This window comes from Catellatospora sp. NPDC049111 (assembly GCF_040648615.1).
Lineage (GTDB): Bacteria > Actinomycetota > Actinomycetes > Mycobacteriales > Micromonosporaceae > Catellatospora > Catellatospora aurea.
In genome coordinates this window covers 19,324-38,895 of sequence record NZ_JBEZEB010000044.1, presented here as the reverse complement: position 1 = coordinate 38,895, position 19,572 = coordinate 19,324, and the positions used below count along the sequence as shown (strand labels likewise).

Sequence of the window (19,572 nt, the reverse complement as noted above, 5' to 3'; positions counted from 1 at the left end):
ATTTTCGATGTGATAGGCCAACGTCGATGACAAGCCGGGGCGGAAGCGCCCCGGGGAGCGGGTGCGGGTGGGTCAGCTGACGGCGGACTTGAGGTCGGCGACGCGGTCGGTGCGCTCCCAGGTCAGGTCCGGCAGCTCGCGGCCGAAGTGGCCGTACGCGGCGGTCTGCTGGTAGATCGGGCGCAGCAGGTCCAGGTCCCGGATGATCGCGGCCGGACGCAGGTCGAAGACCTCGCCGATCGCCCGCTCGATCCGCTCCACCGACACCGTCTCGGTGCCGAAGGTCTCCACGAACAGGCTCACCGGCTTGGCCTTGCCGATGGCGTACGCCACCTGGACCTCGCAGCGCTCGGCCAGCCCGGCCGCGACGACGTTCTTGGCCACCCAGCGCATCGCGTACGCCGCCGAGCGGTCGACCTTCGACGGGTCCTTGCCGGAGAACGCGCCGCCGCCGTGGCGGGCGTAGCCGCCGTACGTGTCGACGATGATCTTGCGGCCGGTCAGGCCCGCGTCGCCCATCGGGCCGCCGATCTCGAAGCGGCCGGTCGGGTTGACCAGCAGGCGGTAGCCCTCGGTGTCCAGGCCGAGGCCGTCGAGCTCGGGCGCGATGACGTGCTCGCGCACGTCCGGCGTGAGCAGCGACTCCAGCGAGATGTCCGGCGCGTGCTGCGACGAGACCACGACCGTGTTGAGCCGGACCGGCTTGAAGCCGTCGTACTCGATGGTGACCTGGGTCTTGCCGTCGGGGCGCAGGTAAGGAATCGCGCCGTCCTTGCGGGCCGCGGTGAGGCGGCGGGCCAGCCGGTGCGCGAGCGCGATCGGCAGCGGCATCAGCTCCGGCGTCTCCGAGCAGGCGAAGCCGAACATCATGCCCTGGTCGCCCGCGCCCTGCGCGTCGAGGGAGTCGGCGCCCTCGCCGGAGCGCTGCTCCAGCGCGCTGTCGACGCCCTGCGCGATGTCGGGCGACTGCGAGCCGATCGACACGCTCACGCCGCAGGAAGCGCCGTCGAAGCCCTTCTTGGAGGAGTCGTAGCCGATGCCGAGGATCGTGTCGCGCACGATGGTCGGGATGTCGGCGTACGCCTGGGTGGTCACCTCGCCGGCGACGTGCACCTGACCGGTGGTGATCAGCGTCTCCACGGCGACGCGGCTGCGCGGGTCCCGGGCGAGCAGCGCGTCCAGGATGCCGTCGCTGATCTGGTCAGCGATCTTGTCCGGGTGACCCTCGGTGACCGACTCCGAGGTGAACAGGCGACGTGCCACTCGATTTCTCCAATACAGCGCTTGATGACGATGGATGGACCGTAAGGCCATCGGCGTCCTGGCGAAAGTCTAGTTCCCTACAACGCCGCAACGGCGCAAGCCCTGCCCGAGAGTCCGCAGGACGGGACGGTGGTCACAGCAGGGCGACGACCTGATCCCAGACCGCGTCGGCGAGATCGTCCTTGCTCCGCGACGGCAGATCGCGGCGCGAGCCGTCCGCGCCGAGCACGACCGCCTCGTTGTGGTCGGCCCCGAAGACCTTGTCCGCGCCGACCTCGTTGACCACGATCAGGTCGGCGCGCTTGCGCACCAGCTTGCCGCGGGCGTGCTCCAGCGCGTCGTGGGTCTCGGCGGCGAAGGCCACCAGCACCTGGCCAGGGCGCTTGTTCGCACCCAGTTCGGCCGCGATGTCCGGGTTCAGAGCCAGCTCGATGACCGGGGCCGCGCCGTCGTCGGTCTTCTTGATCTTCTGGTCGGCGTACGCCGCCGGGCGGAAGTCGGCCGGGGCGGCAGCCATGATCACGGCGTCGGCCTCCTTCGCCGCGCCGACCACGGCGTCGCGCAGCTCGGCCGTGGTGCCGACCCGGACCAGGTCCGCTCCGGCGGGCGTGGGCAGCGACACGTTGGCGGCGACGAGCGTCACCCGGGCACCCCGGGCGATCGCGGTGCGCGCGAAGGCGTACCCCTGCTTGCCGGAAGATCTGTTGCCCAGGAAGCGCACCGGGTCCAGCGGCTCACGGGTCCCGCCGGCGGTGACCACGACGTGGCGGCCGGCCAGGTCGGCGCGCGGCTCGACGCCGCGGGCCAGCACCCGCAACGCCACCTCGAAGATCTGCTCCGGGTCGGGCAGCCGGCCCTTGCCGGTGTCCTTGCCGGTGAGCCGGCCGACGGCGGGCTCGATGACCAGCGCGCCGCGGCGGCGCAGGGTGGCCACGTTGTCGGCGGTGGCCGGGTGCTCCCACATCTCGGTGTGCATGGCCGGGGCGAACACCACCGGACAGCGCGCGGTGAGCAGGGTGTTGGTGAGCAGGTCGTCTGCCATGCCGTGGGCGGCCTTGGCCAGCAGGTCGGCCGTCGCGGGCACGACGAGCACCAGGTCGGCGCTCTGCCCGAGCTTGACGTGCGGCACCTGCGGCACGTCCGACCAGACCTCGGTGGCGGCCGGCTGGCCGGACAGCGCCTCCCAGGTCGGCGCGCCGACGAAACGCAGCGCGGAGGCGGTGGGCACGACGCGCACCGAGTGACCGGACTCGGTGAGCAGACGCAGCAGCTCGCAGGCCTTGTAGGCGGCGATGCCGCCGCCTACACCCAGGACGACGCGAGCCATGTCAGGAGGCTCAGGCCTCGTTGGTCGGTTCGGCGGTGAGCAGCCCGGCGTTGATCTCCCGCATGGAGATGGACAGCGCCTTCTCCTGCGGGGTGGTCTCCACCAGCGGGCCGACGTACTCCAGCAGGCCCTCGCCGAGCTGGCTGTAGTAGGCGTTGATCTGCCGGGCACGCTTGGCCGCGAAGATCACCAGCGAGTACTTCGACGAGGTCTTGTCGAGCAGCTCGTCGATGGGCGGATTGGTGATGCCTTCGGGTTGGGCGACGGTTCCAGCCACGTTCCAGTCCTTGTCTCAGAGAGTGTGCCGGGCGCTAAACGCGCGGGCGTGCGGCAGCGAGCGCCGGCGAACCGAGCAATCCTACCAACTCGTCCGCGGCGCGCTCGAGGTAGTCGTTCACGACAGTCACGTCGAACTCGGACTCCGCGGCCAGTTCCTCGTCGGCGTGGGCCAGGCGGCGGCGGATGGTCTCCGGGCTCTCGGTGCCCCGGCCGATGAGCCGGCGGCGCAGCTCCTCCCGGCTGGGCGGGGCGAGGAAGACGAGCTGGGCGTCCGGCCAGGTCTCCCGGACCTGGCGGGCGCCCTGCAGGTCGATCTTCAGCAGGGCGGGGATGCCGGCGGCGATCCGGCCCTCGACCGCCGCGCGCGGCGTGCCGTAGAGGTTGCCGGCGAACTCGGCCCACTCGAGCAGCATGCCGGTGTCGGCCAGGCGCTCGAACTCGGTGCGGTTGACGAACGTGTAGTGCTTGCCGTCGATCTCGTAGTCACGCTTCTTGCGGGTGGTGACCGAGACGGACAGCCATACCCAGGGCGAACGCTTGCGGATGACCTCGATGACGGCATCCTTGCCGACACCGGAGGGACCGGAGAGCACGGTAAGGCGGGCGGGCGCGGCCGCTCTGGCGGCGAGCGGTACGTCGTCTTCCATTCTCAAGTTCTACCCAATCGCGGAGCGGAGGTGGGAGCCGGGCCCCTGTTTGAGCAGTACGTCACCAAGTCTTAACAGGGGGTTCCGGCCCGGATGGGGCCTTCCTGCCCGCATAAACGAACCAGCGGCGCTGCCGTTTCGACAGCGCCGCCGGGCGACGATCTGCGCAACGTCCCGCTCACCCGATGGTGTGAGTGTCACTCACGCCGAAGTGGCAGGTCGTTGCGGTGGGCAGGCGGTGGAGCCTCGGCACACCGCTGCCCGTTCACCGCGGACGGGGCGTCCGCCCGCGGCGCGGAACGTGGCGTGCACCGTGGCGCGCCGCTATGAGCGGCGGCGCGCCGGGACACGCGTTGTTCCGGGGTCTTTCCGCTGACGAGGTTCGTCGGCTCAGGCCGCGAACTCGGCCAGCAGCGCCTTACGCTGCTGGTCGCCCAGCCCGCGCAGGCGGCGGGAGTCGGCGATCTTCAGCTTCTCCATGATCTGCGTGGCCCGGATCTTGCCGATGCCGGGGAGCGCCTGCAGCACGGCCGAAACCTTGAGCTTGCCGACGACATCGTCGCCCTCGGCGCGGTCAAGCACGGCGGCCAGGGTGGTCTTGCCCTGCTTGAGCTGCTCCTTGAGCTCAGCCCGAGCCTTGCGGACCTCCGCGGCCTTCTCCAGCGCGGCAGCGCGCTGCTCTGGGGTCAGTGACGGGAGCGGCACCAGTTCTCCTCAGGTCCTCTTGGTCACGCCGACGGGATCGCCGGCGTGTGGTGCGTCGGGTTCCCCACCGGACTCGGTGGCTAACCTTCGGCACCCGTTGCTGGTGAAAACCCGCGTGACTGGTGGGCCACGCGAGCAGATCAGCCCAGCGCGGGGAAACCTAGCGGTCGACGGCGTTTTCGGCAACGTCACCGCGCATGATCACGGAAAGGTCACGACCGGCCCGGACGTCCCAATGCGTCCCGGCAGGCATCGAGAGTCCGAGATGCCGCCTCCCGCAGCGCGTGCACGTCGGGGCCCGCGCCGAGCACTTCGCGCGACGACGACGGCAGCACCGCGCCGAGGTTCCCGGCGAAGATCCGGCGAAGATCGTCGGCCGTTCCGCCCTGCGCGCCGAGGCCCGGAACGAGGAACGGGCCGTTCACCTGGGAGAGGTCGTGACCGGTTTCGCCGATGGTCGCTCCGACCACGAGTCCGAGGCTGCCGAGCGGCTCCACACCCTTGTTGAGCTGGGAAATCTCGTCGATGATCGCCTGCGCGACGGTACGGCCGTCGATACCCCGAGCGTGTTGCACGGCCGGACCCTCCGGGTTGGACGTGAGAGCCAGAACGAAGACGCCCCCGCCGTGCTCAGCCGCCATGTCGAACATCGGCGCGAGCGATCGCAGACCCAGGAAGGGGCTCGCGGTGATCGCGTCTACATACATGGGCCTCGATGGATTCAGATATGCGTCGGCGTATGCGGCGGCCGTCGAGCCGATGTCGCCCCGCTTCACATCGAGGAGCACAAGGGTTCCGGCCTGCCTAAACTGTCGGATAGTTGACTCAAGAATCTCCACTCCGCGGGACCCGAATCGCTCGAAAAAGGCCGACTGCGGCTTGACGACGGCGACCCGACCGGCCAGCGCGTCGACCGTGATCCGGCAGAACGCGGCCACCCCGTCGGCGTCGTCGGGCAGGCCCCACGCCTTCAGCAGCGAGCTGTGCGGGTCGATCCCGACGCACAGCGGGCCGCGCTCATCCATCGCCCGCGCCAGGCGCGCACCGAACGGCTCCATGAAATCTCCTCACTCACTCTCGGATGTGACCGTCGCACCCGCACGGTCGCGCCCGGCGACCCCGCGGGCGGCGGTCATGACGAACAGGCCGCCGCGGCCGCGTACATCGCTTGGGTGATCGCCGACACATCCTCATCGGAGCTGACGAACGGCGGCATCGTGTAGATCAGGTCGCGGAACGGGCGCAGCCACACGCCGTGCTCCACCGCGGCGGCCGTGGCGGCCGCCATCTCCACGTCGTGGTCGAGCTGCACCACGCCGATCGCGCCCAGCACCCGCACGTCGGCCACACCGGGCAGCTCGCGCACCGGCGCCAGGCCGGCCCGCAGCCCCGCCTCGATCCGGCGCACCTGCGCCCGCCAGTCACCCGACAGCAGCAACTCGATGCTGGCGTGGGCGACCGCGCAGGCCAGCGGGTTGCCCATGAACGTGGGCCCGTGCGCGAGCACCGGCACCGCGCCCTCGGAGATGCCCCGGGCCACCTCGGCGGTGCACAGCGCCGCGGCCAGTGTCAGATATCCGCCGGTCAGCGCCTTGCCGACGCACATCACGTCGGGGGTCACCCCGGCGTGGTCGGCGGCGAACAGCTCGCCGGTGCGCCCGAAGCCGGTGGCGATCTCGTCGAACACCAGCAGCACGTCGAACTCGTCGCACAGGTCCCGCAGCGCGCGCAGGTAGCGCGGGTCGTGGAAGCGCATGCCGCCCGCGCCCTGCACCACCGGCTCGACGACGACCGCGGCCAGCTCGTGCGCGTGCGCGACGAGCGCCTGCTTGAGCACGGTCACATAGGACTCGTCGTACCGCGCCGGAGGCGCGTCCACGAACACCTGACGGGGCAGCGCGCCGCCCCAGAGGGAGTGCATGCCGCCCTCGGGATCGCACACGCTCATCGGCTGCCACGTGTCGCCGTGGTAGCCGCCGCGCCACGTCGCCAGCCGCCGCTTGGCCGGGCGGCCCCGCGACACCTGGTACTGCAGGCACATCTTGATCGCGACCTCGACGCTGACCGAGCCCGAGTCGGCCAGGAACACGTGCTCCAACCCCGACGGGGTGATGTCGACGAGCTTCCTGGCCAGCCGCACCGCCGGTTCGTGGGTGAGCCCGCCGAACATGACGTGACTCATCCGCCCGAGCTGGTCGGTGACCGCGGCGTCGAGCACCGGGTGCCGGTAGCCGTGGATCGCGGCCCACCAGCTCGACATGCCGTCGATCAGCTCACGCCCGTCGGCCAGCGTCAGCCTCGTGCCCTGCGCGCCTGCCACGACGAACGGCGTCTGCCGGCCCGGCATGGGGCCGTACGGGTGCCACACGTGTGCCCGGTCCAGCTCCAGCAGCTCGTCCTGGGTGAAAGGAAGGGCACCTTCACCACGCTCCGCGTTGTGGAAGGTGCCCTTCTTAACCTCGTCGGTCACCGGGTGGCCTCCGGGGCCCGTCGCGCGGCGGCGCGTACGAGCGCGGGGCCGTGGTAGATGAATCCGGTGTAGAGCTGCACCAGGCTCGCGCCCGCGTCGAACATGCGGGCGGTGTCGTCGGCGCTCATCAGGCCGCCGACGCCGATGATCGGCAGGCGGCCGCCCGTCTCCCCGTGCACGAACGACACGACCTTGTGCGCCCGCTCGGTCAGCGGCGCGCCGGACAGCCCGCCCGCCTGCGCCGCCGTGGCCTGGTCGGCCGGGGCGACCCCGTCCCGGCTGAGCGTGGTGTTCGTCGCGATCAGACCGGCCACGCCCCGCGCCAGGCACACTTCGAGCAGCTCGGCGATGGCGTGGTCGGTCAGGTCCGGCGCGATCTTCACGAGGATCGGCCGCTCCCCCGTCAACGCCGCCAGGATCGCGTCGAGCTGGTCGCGGTCCTGGAGGCTGCGCAGACCGGGCGTGTTCGGCGAGGAGACGTTGACGGCGAAGTAGTCACCATAGGACTTCAGCGCGTCATACGATGCCCGGTAGTCCGCGACGGCCTCCCCCAGCGGAGTCACCTTGGACTTGCCCAGCGAGATCCCCAGGGGCACACCCAGCGGCCCCAGCGCGGCCAGCCGCCCCGCGAGCGCGGCGGCGCCCTCGTTGTTGAACCCCATCCGGTTGATGATCGCCCTGCTGTCCGGCAACCGGAACAGCCGCGGCCGGTCGTTGCCCGGCTGACCCAGCGAGGTCACGGTGCCGACCTCGACGAACCCGAACCCGAGCGCGGGCCACGCCTTCAGCGCGACCCCGTTCTTGTCCATGCCCGCCGCCAGCCCGACCGCGTTCGGAAACCGCACCCCGAACACGTCCACCGGCCGCTGGACCGCATAACGCCGCCGGAGCAGGCTCAGCACCGCCGGCTGCCGGGAGATCCCGGCCAGCCTCCGCAGCGTCCACTCATGCGCGTGCTCGGCGTCCCCGCCCCCGATCCGGAACAACCGGGGGCGGACCACCTTCTCGAACAGGGTCACGCGGACAGCTCCGGGCGGATGACGGCATGCAGGTGTTGCAGGGGGCGGACCGTCATGTCGCCGCGGATCAGGGCTTCGATGCCCATCACCGCTGCTGCCGCGCCGGGGACCGTGGTGCAGCAGGGGATGTCGGCGGCCACGGCGGCGGAGCGGATCTCGTAGCCGTCGGAGCGGGCCTTGGCACCCGAACCCTGCGGGGTGTTGATGACCATCTTGACCTCACCGGAGGCGATGAGGCTGACCGCGTCGCGGTCGGCGTCGTCGCTGTGCTTGCCGACGACCTCGCAGACGATGCCGTGGCGCCTCAGGACCTCGCCGGTGCCGACGGTGGCGACGATCTCGAAGCCCAGGTCGGCCAGGCGCTTGACCGGGAAGATCATGCCGCGCTTGTCGCGGTTGGCGACCGAGACGAAGATCTTGCCGCTGGTCGGCAGGGTGCCGTACGCGGCGGCCTGGGACTTGGCGAACGAGTGGCCGAACGCCATGTCGATGCCCATGACCTCGCCGGTGGACTTCATCTCCGGCGACAGCAGGGTGTCGACGCCCTTGCCGGCGGGGGTGCGGAAGCGCTTGAACGGCAGCACCGCCTCCTTGACGGCGACCGGCGAGTTCTCCGGCAGCAGGCCGCCGTCTCCCTCGGCGAGCAGCATGCCCTCGGCGCGCAGTTCGGCGATCGTCGCGCCGAGCATGATCCGGGCGGCCGCCTTGGCCAGCGGCACCGCGGTCGCCTTGGAGACGAACGGCACGGTACGCGAGGCGCGCGGGTTGGCCTCCAGCACGTAGAGCATGTCGTCCTTGAGGGCGTACTGCACGTTGAGCAGGCCCTTGACGCCGACGCCGCGGGCGATCGCCTCGGTGTACTCGCGCACCACGTCCAGGTGCCGGCCGCCCAGGGTGATCGGCGGCAGCGCGCACGCCGAGTCGCCGGAGTGGATGCCGGCCTCCTCGATGTGCTCCATCACGCCGCCGATGTAGACGTTGCCGTCGGCGTCGCAGAGCGCGTCGACGTCGATCTCGATGGCGTCGTCGAGGAACCGGTCCACCAGCACCGGGTGCTCCGGCGAGATGTCGGTGGCGCGGCCGATGTAGTCGCGCAGCGTGGCGTCGTCGTAGACGATCTCCATGCCGCGGCCGCCGAGCACGTACGACGGCCGGACCAGCACCGGGTAGCCGACCTCGTCGGCGATCTTCTTCGCGTCGGCGAAGCTGGTCGCGGTGCCGTGCGCCGGGGCGCGCAGCCCCGCCTCGGCCAGCACCCGGCCGAACGCGCCCCGCTCCTCGGCGAGGTGGATCGACTCGGGGCTGGTGCCGACGATCGGCACCCCGGCGTCCTTGAGCCGCTGCGCCAGGCCCAGCGGCGTCTGCCCGCCCAGCTGCACGATGACGCCGATGACACCCGGGCCGCCCGCGGCCACACCCGAGCTGTGCTCGGCGTGCACCACTTCGAGCACGTCCTCGAAGGTCAGCGGCTCGAAGTAGAGGCGGTCGGCCGTGTCGTAGTCGGTCGAGACCGTCTCCGGGTTGCAGTTGACCATGACGGTCTCGTAGCGACCTTTGAGCGCCATGACCGCGTGCACGCACGAGTAGTCGAACTCGATGCCCTGGCCGATGCGGTTCGGGCCGCTGCCCAGGATCAGCACCTTGGGCCGGGCGCTCGGGGCGACCTCGGTCTCCTCGTCGTAGGACGAGTAGTGGTACGGCGTGGCGGCGGCGAACTCGGCGGCGCAGGTGTCGACGGTCTTGTAGACCGGCCGTACGCCGAGGCGGTGGCGCAGGATGCGCACCCCGTCCTCGCCCGCGAACTCCGGGCGCAGCGCGGCGAGCTGGCGGTCGGACAGGCCGGCCCGCTTGGCCTTGCGCAGCAGCGCCAGATCGACCACGGGCGCGTCGAGGATCTCGGCGCGCAGCTCGACCAGGCCGAGGATCTGGTCCACGAACCACGGGTCGATGCCGCCGGAGGCCTCGGTCACCTGGGCGACGGTCGCACCGTGGCGCAGCGCCTCCTCGACGGCGTACAGGCGGCCGTCGTGCGGGGTGCGCAGCGCGTCGAGCGCCTCCTCGACCGAGCCGAAGCGGTCCGGCGCGGTCCAGAAGCCGCCGGCCTTGGTCTCCATCGAGCGCATCGCCTTGTTCAGCGCCTCGGGGAAGTTGCGGCCCAGGCTCATCGCCTCACCGACCGACTTCATCGTGGTGGTCAGCTCCGGGTCGGCCCCGGGGAACTTCTCGAACGCGAAGCGCGGGATCTTCACCACGACGTAGTCGAGCGTCGGCTCGAACGCGGCCGGGGTCTTGAGCGTGATGTCGTTCGGGATCTCGTCGAGGGTGTACCCGATGGCCAGCTTCGCCGCGATCTTCGCGATCGGGAAGCCGGTCGCCTTGGACGCCAGCGCCGACGAGCGCGACACTCGCGGGTTCATCTCGATGACGACGATGCGCCCGTTCTCCGGGTTGATCGCGAACTGGATGTTGCAGCCGCCGGTGTCGACGCCGACCTCGCGCAGCACGGCGATGCCGAGGTCGCGCATGTCCTGGTACTCACGGTCGGTCAGGGTCATCGCCGGAGCCACGGTGACCGAGTCGCCGGTGTGCACGCCCATCGGGTCGATGTTCTCGATCGAGCAGATGACCACGACGTTGTCGTGCTTGTCGCGCATCAGCTCCAGCTCGTACTCCTTCCAGCCGAGCACGCTCTCCTCGATGAGCACCTCGGTCACCGGGGAGGCGGCCAGGCCGCTGCCCGCGATCAGGTCGAGCTGCTCCGGGGTGTGCGCCATGCCCGAGCCGAGGCCGCCCATGGTGAACGACGGCCGGATGACGACCGGCAGACCCAGCTCGGCGACGGTGTCGCGGACCTCGGCCATGGAGTGGCAGACCCGGCTGCGCGGCACCAGGTCACCGGTCAGCCCGAGCCGGGCCCCGGCCTTGGCGACGATGTCCTTGAACAGCTGCCGGTCCTCGCCGCGCCGGATCGCCTCGATGTCCGCGCCGATCAGCTCGACGCCGTACTTCTCCAGCACCCCGGACTCGTGCAGGGCGACCGCGGTGTTCAGCGCGGTCTGGCCGCCCAGGGTGGGCAGCAGCGCGTCGGGGCGCTCGGCCGCGATGACCTTCTCCACGAACTCGGGCGTGATCGGCTCGATGTAGGTGGCGTCGGCGAACTCCGGGTCGGTCATGATGGTCGCCGGGTTCGAGTTGACCAGGCTGACGCGCAGGCCCTCGCTACGCAGCACCTGGCACGCCTGGGTGCCCGAGTAGTCGAACTCGCAGGCCTGGCCGATGACGATCGGCCCGGAGCCGATGACCATCACGTGCTTGAGATCAGTCCGCTTCGGCATCTCACTTGCCTCCGTTGATGAGCTGCTGACGGACCTGGCCGGGGCGTTCCACGAGCTCCACGAACCGGTCGAACAGGTAGTCGGCGTCGTGCGGCCCCGCTGCCGCCTCCGGGTGGTACTGCACGGTGAAGGCGGGCACGTCCAGCGCGCGCAGGCCCTCCACCACGTTGTCGTTCAGGCACACGTGGGACACCTCGACCCGGCCGAAGCCGGTGTCGGCCACGCCTTCGAGCGGCGCGTCGACCGCGAACCCGTGGTTGTGCGAGGTGACCTCGACCTTGCCGGTGCTGCGGTCCATCACCGGCTGGTTGATGCCGCGGTGGCCATAACCCAGCTTGTACGTGCCGAAGCCGAGCGCGCGGCCCAGAATCTGGCTGCCGAAGCAGATGCCGAACAGCGGCAGGCTGCGCTTCATGACCTCCTGCGCCAGCATCACCGCGTGGTCGGCGGTGGCCGGGTCACCGGGGCCGGGCGAGAAGAACACCGCGTCCGCGCCGACCGACAGCAGGTCGCCGAGCGTGGAGTTGGCGGGCAGCACGTGCGTGGTCACGCCGCGCGCGGCCAGCCGCCGTGGCACGTTGCGCTTGATGCCCAGGTCCAGCGCCGCCACCGTGAAGCGGTGCTCGCCGATCGCGTCGACGGTGTACGCCTCCGGCGTGGTGACCTCGGCGGACAGGTCCGCCCCGGTCATCTGCGGCTGCTGGAGCACCCGGGCCAGCAGCGCCTGCGGGTCGCGCTCGACGCTGGACACGCCGACGCGCATCGCGCCGCGCTCGCGCAGGTGCCGGGTCAGCGCCCGGGTGTCGACGCCGCTGATGCCGACCACGCCGGAGCGGGCCAGCCGGGTGCCGAGGTCCTCGGTCGAGCGCCAGTTCGACGGCGTCCGGGCCGGGTCGCGGACCACGTAGCCGGCGACCCAGATGCGGTCGGACTCGTCGTCCTCGTCGTTGACGCCGGTGTTGCCGATGTGCGGCGCGGTCTGCACCACGACCTGGCGGTGGTACGACGGGTCGGTGAGGGTCTCCTGGTAACCGGTCATGCCGGTGGTGAAGACCGCCTCGCCGAAGGTCTCGCCGACGGCCCCGTAGGACTCGCCCCGGAAGACGCGACCGTCCTCCAGGACCAGAATCGCCTCTGTCACTTCTGCACCTTTCCGTCGAGCACCGTCGGCACACCCCGCAGGAAGGTGGCGACGATCCGGCCGGGCACGGTCATCCCGGCGTACGGCGTGTTGTGGCTGAGACTGGCCAGCCCGGTCGGGTCGACGCTCCACCGCACCGTGGGGTCGACCAGGGTCAGGTTCGCGGGCGCGCCCGCGGCGATCGCGTTGCCGTGCCCGTCCAGGCCCGCGATGCGAGCCGGGGCGTACGACATGCGCTCGGCGATCAGGGGCCAGTCCTCACCCAGCACGTCGAGCACGATCGGCAGCGCGGTCTCCAGGCCGAGCATGCCGGGGCGGGCGTACGCCCACTCGCACTCCTTGTCCTCCGCGGCGTGCGGGGCGTGGTCGGTGGCCACGATGTCGATCGTGCCGTCGCGCAGGCCCTCGCGCAGCGCCTCGACGTCGGCGTCGGTGCGCAGCGGCGGGTTCACCTTGTAGACGGGATCGTAGGACTCCGCCTTCTCGTGGGTGAGCAGCAGGTGGTGCGGGGTGACCTCGGCGGTGACGCGCACGCCCCGGGCCTTGGCCATGCGGATGATCTCGACGCTGCCCGCGGTGGACACGTGGCAGACGTGCAGGCGCGCGCCCACGTGCCCGGCCAGCAGCACGTCCCGCGCGATGATCGACTCCTCGGCGACCGCGGGCCAGCCCGTCAGGCCCAGCCGGGCGGAGACGTCGCCCTCGTGCATCTGCGCGCCCTGGGTGAGCCGGGGCTCCTCGGCGTGCTGGGCGATGACCCCGTCGAACGCCTTGACGTACTCCAGCGCCCGGCGCATCAGCCGGGGGTCGGCGACGCAGAAGCCGTCGTCGGAGAAGACCCGCACCTTCGCCGCGGAGTCGGCCATCGCGCCGAGCTCGGCCAGCCGCTCGCCGGCGAGCCCGACGGTCACCGCGCCGATCGGCTGCACGTCGACCAGCCCGGCCTCCTGACCCAGCCGGTACACCTGCTCGACCACGCCCGCGGTGTCGGCCACCGGCGAGGTGTTCGCCATCGCGCAGACGGCGGTGTAGCCGCCCAGCGCCGCGGCGCGCGAGCCGGTGTACACCGTCTCGGCGTCCTCGCGGCCCGGCTCGCGCAGGTGGGTGTGCAGGTCGACCAGGCCGGGCAGGGCCACCAGGCCGGTGCCGTCGACGACCTCGGCGCCGTCGGCGCGCAGGCCCGCGCCGATCTCGGCGATCACGCCATCACGCAGCAGCAGGTCGGTCGGCTCGCCGCCCAGCACGCGGGCGTTGCGGATCAAGATGGTCACGGGCGTCCTCCGGACGGTCATCGGGCTCCTCCGAGGAGGAGGTAGAGGCAGGCCATGCGCACGGAGACGCCGTTGGTGACCTGCTCGACGATGGTGGAGCGGGGCGAGTCGGCGACCTCGGGCGTGATCTCCATGCCGCGGTTCATCGGACCGGGGTGCATGACGATCGCGTGCGGGGGCATCCGGCGCAGCCGGGCGCCGTCGAGGCCGTAACGGCGGGAGTACTCCCGCGCCGAGGGGAAGTAGGAGTCGGTCATGCGCTCGCGCTGCACTCGCAGCATCATCACCACGTCGGCCTGCGGCAGCACCGCGTCGAGGTCGTAGGCGACCTGGACCGAGGCGTTGAGGTCGGTCGGCACCAGCGTCGGCGGCCCGACCAGGGTCACCTTCGCGCCGAGGGTGTTGAGCAGCAGCACGTTGGACCGGGCCACCCGGCTGTGCAGCACGTCACCGACGATCGCCACGTGCAGGCCGTCGATGCGGCCCATCCGCGAGCGCATCGTGTACGCGTCCAGCAGCGCCTGGGTCGGGTGCTCGTGGGTGCCGTCGCCGGCGTTGAGCACGCTGCCGGTGACCCAGTTGGCCAGCCGGTGCGGCGCGCCCGAGGCGGGGTGCCGGATGACGACCGCGTCGGCGCCCATGGCCTGCAACGTCCAGGCGGTGTCCTTGAGGCTCTCGCCCTTCTCCACGCTGGAGCCCTTGGCCGAGAAGTTGATCACATCGGCGGACAGGCGCTTGGCAGCGGCCTCGAAGGAGATCCGGGTGCGGGTGGAGTCCTCGTAGAAGAGGTTCACCACGGTGCGACCGCGCAGGGTGGGCAGCTTCTTGATCTCGCGACCGGAGACGCTGGCCATCTCGGTGGCGATGTCGAGGATCTCGGTCGCCGTGGCCGCGTCCAGGTCGGCCGTCGACAGCAGGTGCTTCATCGGATGCCGCCCTTCGCACCGGTGGCCAGGACCACCTCGTCGTTCCCGTCGATCTCCACCAGCTTCACTTTGACCTGCTCGGACAGGGCGGTGGGGATGTTCTTGCCGACATAGTCGGCCCGGATCGGCAGCTGCCGGTGGCCGCGGTCGACCAGCACGGCCAGCTGCACGGCGGCGGGGCGGCCCAGGTCGGACAGGGCGTCGAGGGCGGCCCGGATGGTGCGGCCGGAGAAGAGCACGTCGTCGACCAGGATGACCTTGCGGCCGTCCACGCCGCCCGCGGGCTCCTCGGTGCGCCCGACCGCGCGGACGGAGCTGCTGCGCAGGTCGTCGCGGTAGAGCGTGATGTCGAGGATGCCGACCGGGAGCTGCACGCCCTCGAAGGCGTGGATGCGCTCGGCGAGGCGGCGGGCGATCGGGACGCCGCGGGTGGCGATACCCATCAGCACCACGTCGGAGGCCCCGGAGGTCTTCTCCAGGATCTGGTGCGCGATGCGGTCCAGCACGCGGGAGACGTCCGCGGCGGAGAGAACGGTCTTCGTGGGAGCCGGCCCGGCCGGCTGCTGCTGGTGCGACTCGTCTGTCATTGGGCGCGCCAAGGCAGACCTCCTTCCCCGCCTCACCGGACGGGTCGTTAAAGGATGTCAAGGTCATGATCGTCGGCCGTGGCCGGCGACCATCTGATCAGTAAACTTAGCAGTGAGGCGGGTGGCCTCGACGCGCGGGGGTGAGTCAATCCGCAGGTCATACCGTTGACACTGGCGGATCAGGTCAGTTGATCAAGCTAGTCGGATGAGGTTGTCTCAACTTGGTGGTCAACGAGCACTTGACCGCGTGTCTTCCGCGCCGTACCGTCACGCTGCGTAGCGATCGTCGGGGAACCCGCCCCGGCAAATAGCTGGGAGTGTCGGAATGCCGTCTGATTACGCCAAGTCCCTCGGTGCGCGACTGCGCTCCATCCGCCAGCAGCAGGGCCTGTCCCTGCAGGGCGTGGAGGAGAAGTCGAACGGGCGTTGGAAGGCAGTGGTCGTCGGCTCGTACGAGCGTGGTGACCGTGCCGTCACGGTGTCCCGACTGGCCGAGCTGGCCGACTTCTACCGCGTGCCCGTGGGCGAGCTGCTGCCCGACGGCCCCGCCCCGCGCCAGGAGGCGACGAGCAAGATCGTCCTCGACCTGGAGCGCCTCTACGACGGCGCCAAGGAGGACCTCGCCTCCGTCGCCCGCTACGCGCGCGCCATCCAGCAGCAGCGTGGCGACTACAACGGCCGGGTGCTCTCGATCCGCGCCGTCGACCTGCAGGCGCTGGCCGTCTTCTACGACTGCACCCCCTCCGAGCTGATCGAGCGGCTGGCCGACCACGGGGTGCTCGTCGCCGACCCGCGCGCGTTCTTCGCGAGCTGACACTCTCCCGCACGACGAAAGCGGCCTTTCACCCCCGGCGGGGTGGAAGGCCGCTTTCGCGTGGTGTGGTGCTCAGTGGCGCGGCGCGTAGTCCGCGATACGGCCGAGCAGGCCGTTGAGGAAGCGCGGCGAATCGTCGGTGGAGAGCTCCTTGGCCAGCTCGACGGCCTCGGTGATGGCCACCGGGTCGTCGATCTCGGGCACGTAGAGCAGCTCGTACACCGCGATGCGGGCGAGGTTGCGGTCGACCACCGGCATCCGGTCGATCGTCCAGCCCTCGGCGAAGGTGGCGATCGTCTCGTCGATGTCGTCCAGGTGCTCGTTGACGCCCTCGGCGAGCGACACCGCATAAGGCAGGTGCTCCGGGCGCGGCGACTCCATCCGCTCCAGGTATGCCGACAGCACCGTGCGCACCGGCAGGTCGCGCAGATCCGCCTCGTAAAGCACGTCGAGTGCCCGTTTGCGTGCCTTGCGGCGCGCGGGCATCTGCGACTTCGGTCCCTCAGCCACGAGCAGTCCCCCCGACGGGCACGAAGCCCATCAGGCCCGGCCCAGGTAACGGCCGTCGCGGGTGTCGACCTTGATCTTCTCATCGGTGACGATGAACAGCGGCACCTGCACGGTCGCGCCGGTCTCGATGGTGGCCGGCTTGTTGCCGCCGGTCGAGCGGTCGCCCTGCAGGCCCGGCTCGGTGTAGGTGACCTTGACGATCACCGAGGTCGGCAGTTCGACGTACAGCGGCACGCCCTCGTGCGTGGCCACGACGACCTCGGCCTCGGGCAGCAGGTAGTTCACGTTGTCGCCGACGGTCTCGCCGCTGACGTGGATCTGGTCGTAGGTGTCCAGGTCCATGAAGACGAAGTCGTCGCCGTCGGCGTACAGGTACTGCATCGTGCGCTTGTCGACGTTCGCGGTCTCGACCTTGGTGCCGGCGTTGAAGGTCTTGTCGACGACCTTGCCCGTGAGCACGTGCTTGAGGGTCGTCCGCACGAAGGCCGGACCCTTGCCGGGCTTCACGTGCTGGAACTCGACGACGGCCCAGAGCTCCTTGTCGAGGTTGAGCACCATGCCGTTCTTGAGGTCGTTCGTGCTAGCCACAGCCAGGCTCCCGTACATGATCAGATACTTGACAAAGAACAGACCTGACTACTTTACCGGCCCGTGATCTCAGGCCGGGCGCGCGGGTGGCCGGGGACACCCTGTGACCGTCGCCGGTCGCGGTGACCCGCTCCCAGCGGCCGCGCTAGCCGGACGAGCACTCTGGTTGCTAGCCTCGCCGCCGTGCGGGTGCTGGTGGTGGAGGATGACCCTGAGGTGCGCGGGGTGGTCGTGACGGCCCTGCGCGCGGTCGGGTTCGCCGTCGACCAGGCGGCCGACTGGAGCCAGGCCGACGTGAACATGAGCGTCAACGACTATGACTGCCTGGTCCTCGACCGCATCCTGCCCGAGGGCGACTCCGCCGGCCAGCTGCGCCGCCGCCGCGAGGCCGGCCTGGGCGTGCCCGCCCTCATGCTGACCGCCCTGGACGACGTCACCGACCGCGTCGCCGGTTTCGAAGCCGGCGCCGACGACTACGTCGTCAAACCGTTCATCGCCGCCGAACTCGTGCTCCGCGTACGCGCCCTCTGCCGCCGCCGCGGCACCATGCTCCCCCCGGTGATGAGAGCCGGCGACGTCGAGGTCGACACCGCCCGCCGCGAGGTCCGCCGCGACGGCGTCCTGCTCACCCTCACCCCCAAGGAGTTCTCCGTGCTGGAGATGCTCCTGGTCCGCCGCCCCGCCGTGGTCACCCGTTCCGACCTCTTCGAACACTGCTGGGACGAACAAGCCGACCCCACCTCGAACGTCGTGGACGTCGTCGTAGGCCAACTCCGCCGCAAACTAGGCGACCCCCCTGTCATCACCACCGTCCGCGGCACCGGCTACCGCGTCGACCTGGCCGGCCGTTGATGAAGGCAGCGGCATGAGGCGGGAGACGCGGCAGCTGCAGACGGCGGAGCGGCTGGCGGGGCTGCGGATGCGGTTGACGGCGTTGCTGCTGGCGCTGAACATCATCGGGCTGGCGGGGATGGGGGCCGTGGCGCTGGTCGTGGATGAGCGGCAGCGGGCCGAGGCGGTCGCGGCCGATCTGCATCGCACGGCCGGGACGGCGGTGGCGCTGCTGTACTACGACTCGGGTGCCCTGCTGCTGGACAAGCTCTATGACAACGCCATAGCGCAGGGCTCCACGGCGGTGTACGTATACGAGGCCGACCGGACCGACGTCACCCTGGTGTTCGCGCATCCGGCGCGGCTGGCCGTCATCGCGCCGCCGACGCTGCTCGGGCCCGCCCGGCAGGTGCGCTCCGCGGGCGGCGAGCTGATCGAGGCGGTGCGCGACGAGCGGCAGGAGGTCGTGCACCTGCTCGCGGTGCCGTTCCGGCACGCCGAGACCGGGGCGATCGCGGGCACCGTCGTCGCGGTCGCCGACCCGGGGCCGGGGCAGGCCGCTCACCAGCGACTGGCCCTCGCGCTGATCGTCGGCGGCACCGCGTTCACGGTGATGACCTGTGTCGGCGGCTACCTGCTGGCCCGCCGCGGCACCCAGCCCATCGCGGACGCGCTCACCCAGCAGGAGCGGTTCGTCGCCGACGCGGCGCACGAGCTGCGCACGCCGCTGACGGTGATCCGGGCGGTGTCGGAGTCGGCGCTGGACTCCCCCGCCGGGCAGCCGGACGCGCTGCGCCGGGTCATCGCGGCCACCGACCGGCTGACCGACGCGGTCGCCGCGCTGCTGACCCGGGCCCGGCTCGTCGCCGGCCTGCGCCACCTGGAGCGCCAGCGGTTCCGGCTGGACCAGCTCGCCGAGGAGGTGCTGGCCGACACGGTGCAGCCGCCGCACACCGCGACGGCGTACACCCGGCCCGCGGTCGCGCTCGGCGACCCCACGCTGGTCCGCATCGCCCTGCGCAACCTGATCCACAACGCGGTGCAGCACGGCCGCGACGGCGAGGCCCCCGCCACCATCACCCTGACCGTCGCACCGGGCTCCGTCGTCATCCGCGACGCCGGCCCCGGCCCCGGCGCCGACCTGCCCACCGCCAACGGCGAGCGCTTCCGCCCCGGCTCACCCAACGGCACCGGCCTGGGCCTGGCCATCGCCCGCTGGGTGGCCGACCTCCACGACGGCTCCCTCACCCTGCGCCCCGCCGAAGGCGGCGGCACCGAAGCCACCCTCACCCTCCCCACCCCCTGACCCACCCCAGGACCAGGTTGATCTTGGTCAGGCGGGGGTGGGGCCGGCGCGGGTGCCGATGGGGGTGACGGCGTACCAGTGGCCGCTCAGGCCGTGGCCGTTGGTGTCGCCGGGCATGCGGTCGCCGGTGTAGCCGTAGAGGGGCCAGCCGGCGAGGGTCAGCTGCCGGGTGCCGTCGGGGCGGATGAGGGTGCCGATGAGCTGGCGGTCGATGCCCTCGATCCGGATCTGGTCGGCGGCGGGGACCGGGAGCCACTGCTCGGTGCAGGAGCCGGTGCACGCCGAGCGGGAGGGGCGGTTGGCGTCGAGTTCGCTGCGGTAGAGGACGTAGCCCCGCTCGTCGATCACTATCCAGCCGAGAGTGTCGGAGCTGATGCCGAACAGGGCGGGCTGCAGGTCAGAGGGACGGCCGGGGGCGGGCGCCAGGGTGGGCTGAGCGGTCACCTGGCCGCCGCTGCAGGCACCCAGTAGGGTCGCGACCAGCACAAACATGGCCGCCACCCGCTTGCGGGCAGCCGGCCACGCCGTTTCCACCGGGTTACTCATGCAATCC

19 protein-coding genes are annotated in these 19,572 nt (G+C 71.1%); 3 read left to right on the top strand and 16 right to left on the bottom strand.

The genetic code is table 11. The annotated features are described in order from the left end of the window. Positions 1-72: 72 nt before the first annotated feature. The 13 genes from metK to pyrR form a co-directional block, all read right to left on the bottom strand. Positions 73-1,263: a methionine adenosyltransferase gene (metK, locus tag AB0B66_RS36230; protein WP_155370367.1), complete on the bottom strand. Its 1,191-nt coding sequence runs from the start codon at positions 1,261-1,263 to the stop codon at positions 73-75. 133 nt (positions 1,264-1,396) lie between these two features. Then, positions 1,397-2,590 (bottom strand): bifunctional phosphopantothenoylcysteine decarboxylase/phosphopantothenate--cysteine ligase CoaBC, encoded by a 1,194-nt coding sequence (gene coaBC / locus AB0B66_RS36225; protein WP_360538617.1) that lies wholly within the window; start codon positions 2,588-2,590, stop codon positions 1,397-1,399. 10 nt (positions 2,591-2,600) lie between these two features. Beyond that, positions 2,601-2,867: a DNA-directed RNA polymerase subunit omega gene (gene rpoZ / locus AB0B66_RS36220; protein WP_203689990.1), complete on the bottom strand. Its 267-nt coding sequence runs from the start codon at positions 2,865-2,867 to the stop codon at positions 2,601-2,603. 34 nt (positions 2,868-2,901) lie between these two features. Beyond that, positions 2,902-3,516: a guanylate kinase gene (gene gmk / locus AB0B66_RS36215; protein WP_203689988.1), complete on the bottom strand. Its 615-nt coding sequence runs from the start codon at positions 3,514-3,516 to the stop codon at positions 2,902-2,904. 390 nt (positions 3,517-3,906) lie between these two features. Continuing rightward, positions 3,907-4,221, bottom strand: a complete 315-nt coding sequence (gene mihF / locus AB0B66_RS36210) for an integration host factor, actinobacterial type (protein WP_120320109.1) — start codon at positions 4,219-4,221, stop codon at positions 3,907-3,909. Positions 4,222-4,433: 212 nt separating this feature from the next. Beyond that, on the bottom strand, positions 4,434-5,279 hold the full coding sequence (gene pyrF / locus AB0B66_RS36205; protein WP_360538612.1) for an orotidine-5'-phosphate decarboxylase: 846 nt from the start codon (positions 5,277-5,279) through the stop codon (positions 4,434-4,436). A 74-nt stretch (positions 5,280-5,353) separates the two neighbouring features. Next, positions 5,354-6,613 (bottom strand): adenosylmethionine--8-amino-7-oxononanoate transaminase, encoded by a 1,260-nt coding sequence (locus AB0B66_RS36200; protein ID WP_360538719.1) that lies wholly within the window; start codon positions 6,611-6,613, stop codon positions 5,354-5,356. A 74-nt stretch (positions 6,614-6,687) separates the two neighbouring features. Then, on the bottom strand, positions 6,688-7,710 hold the full coding sequence (locus AB0B66_RS36195) for a quinone-dependent dihydroorotate dehydrogenase (RefSeq protein WP_360538609.1): 1,023 nt from the start codon (positions 7,708-7,710) through the stop codon (positions 6,688-6,690). Next, positions 7,707-11,045: a carbamoyl-phosphate synthase large subunit gene (carB, locus tag AB0B66_RS36190; RefSeq protein WP_360538606.1), complete on the bottom strand. Its 3,339-nt coding sequence runs from the start codon at positions 11,043-11,045 to the stop codon at positions 7,707-7,709. The genes AB0B66_RS36195 and carB overlap by 4 nt, the downstream gene beginning before the upstream one ends. Before the next feature lies 1 nt (position 11,046). Continuing rightward, positions 11,047-12,186: a glutamine-hydrolyzing carbamoyl-phosphate synthase small subunit gene (gene carA, locus AB0B66_RS36185; protein WP_360538603.1), complete on the bottom strand. Its 1,140-nt coding sequence runs from the start codon at positions 12,184-12,186 to the stop codon at positions 11,047-11,049. Further along, positions 12,183-13,478 (bottom strand): dihydroorotase, encoded by a 1,296-nt coding sequence (locus AB0B66_RS36180; RefSeq protein WP_360538600.1) that lies wholly within the window; start codon positions 13,476-13,478, stop codon positions 12,183-12,185. The genes carA and AB0B66_RS36180 overlap by 4 nt, the downstream gene beginning before the upstream one ends. Beyond that, entirely contained in the window at positions 13,475-14,383 is a 909-nt protein-coding gene (locus AB0B66_RS36175) for an aspartate carbamoyltransferase catalytic subunit (RefSeq protein WP_360538597.1), read from the bottom strand. Before AB0B66_RS36175 ends, AB0B66_RS36180 begins: the two co-directional genes overlap by 4 nt. After that, positions 14,380-14,970, bottom strand: coding sequence for a bifunctional pyr operon transcriptional regulator/uracil phosphoribosyltransferase PyrR (gene pyrR / locus AB0B66_RS36170; RefSeq protein WP_360538594.1), 591 nt, complete (start codon positions 14,968-14,970; stop codon positions 14,380-14,382). Before pyrR ends, AB0B66_RS36175 begins: the two co-directional genes overlap by 4 nt. 325 nt (positions 14,971-15,295) lie before the next feature. On the opposite strand from pyrR, the gene AB0B66_RS36165 reads away from it, so the two are divergent. Beyond that, positions 15,296-15,784 (top strand): transcriptional regulator, encoded by a 489-nt coding sequence (locus AB0B66_RS36165; protein WP_203689965.1) that lies wholly within the window; start codon positions 15,296-15,298, stop codon positions 15,782-15,784. Positions 15,785-15,856: 72 nt separating this feature from the next. Here the strand turns inward: AB0B66_RS36165 and nusB are convergent, their stop codons facing one another. Beyond that, positions 15,857-16,270, bottom strand: a complete 414-nt coding sequence (nusB, locus tag AB0B66_RS36160) for a transcription antitermination factor NusB (protein WP_360538716.1) — start codon at positions 16,268-16,270, stop codon at positions 15,857-15,859. Positions 16,271-16,324: 54 nt separating this feature from the next. Further along, positions 16,325-16,882, bottom strand: coding sequence for an elongation factor P (efp, locus tag AB0B66_RS36155; RefSeq protein ID WP_360538589.1), 558 nt, complete (start codon positions 16,880-16,882; stop codon positions 16,325-16,327). A 183-nt stretch (positions 16,883-17,065) separates the two neighbouring features. On the opposite strand from efp, the gene AB0B66_RS36150 reads away from it, so the two are divergent. Continuing rightward, on the top strand, positions 17,066-17,734 hold the full coding sequence (locus AB0B66_RS36150; protein ID WP_360538586.1) for a response regulator transcription factor: 669 nt from the start codon (positions 17,066-17,068) through the stop codon (positions 17,732-17,734). Between the two features lie 13 nt (positions 17,735-17,747). Next, entirely contained in the window at positions 17,748-19,019 is a 1,272-nt protein-coding gene (locus tag AB0B66_RS36145; RefSeq protein ID WP_360538583.1) for a HAMP domain-containing sensor histidine kinase, read from the top strand. Between the two features lie 27 nt (positions 19,020-19,046). On the opposite strand, the gene AB0B66_RS36140 is transcribed toward AB0B66_RS36145, so the two are convergent. Next, complete coding sequence (locus tag AB0B66_RS36140; protein WP_360538580.1) at positions 19,047-19,565, bottom strand: hypothetical protein; 519 nt, start codon at positions 19,563-19,565, stop codon at positions 19,047-19,049. Between the last annotated feature and the right edge of the window lie 7 nt (positions 19,566-19,572).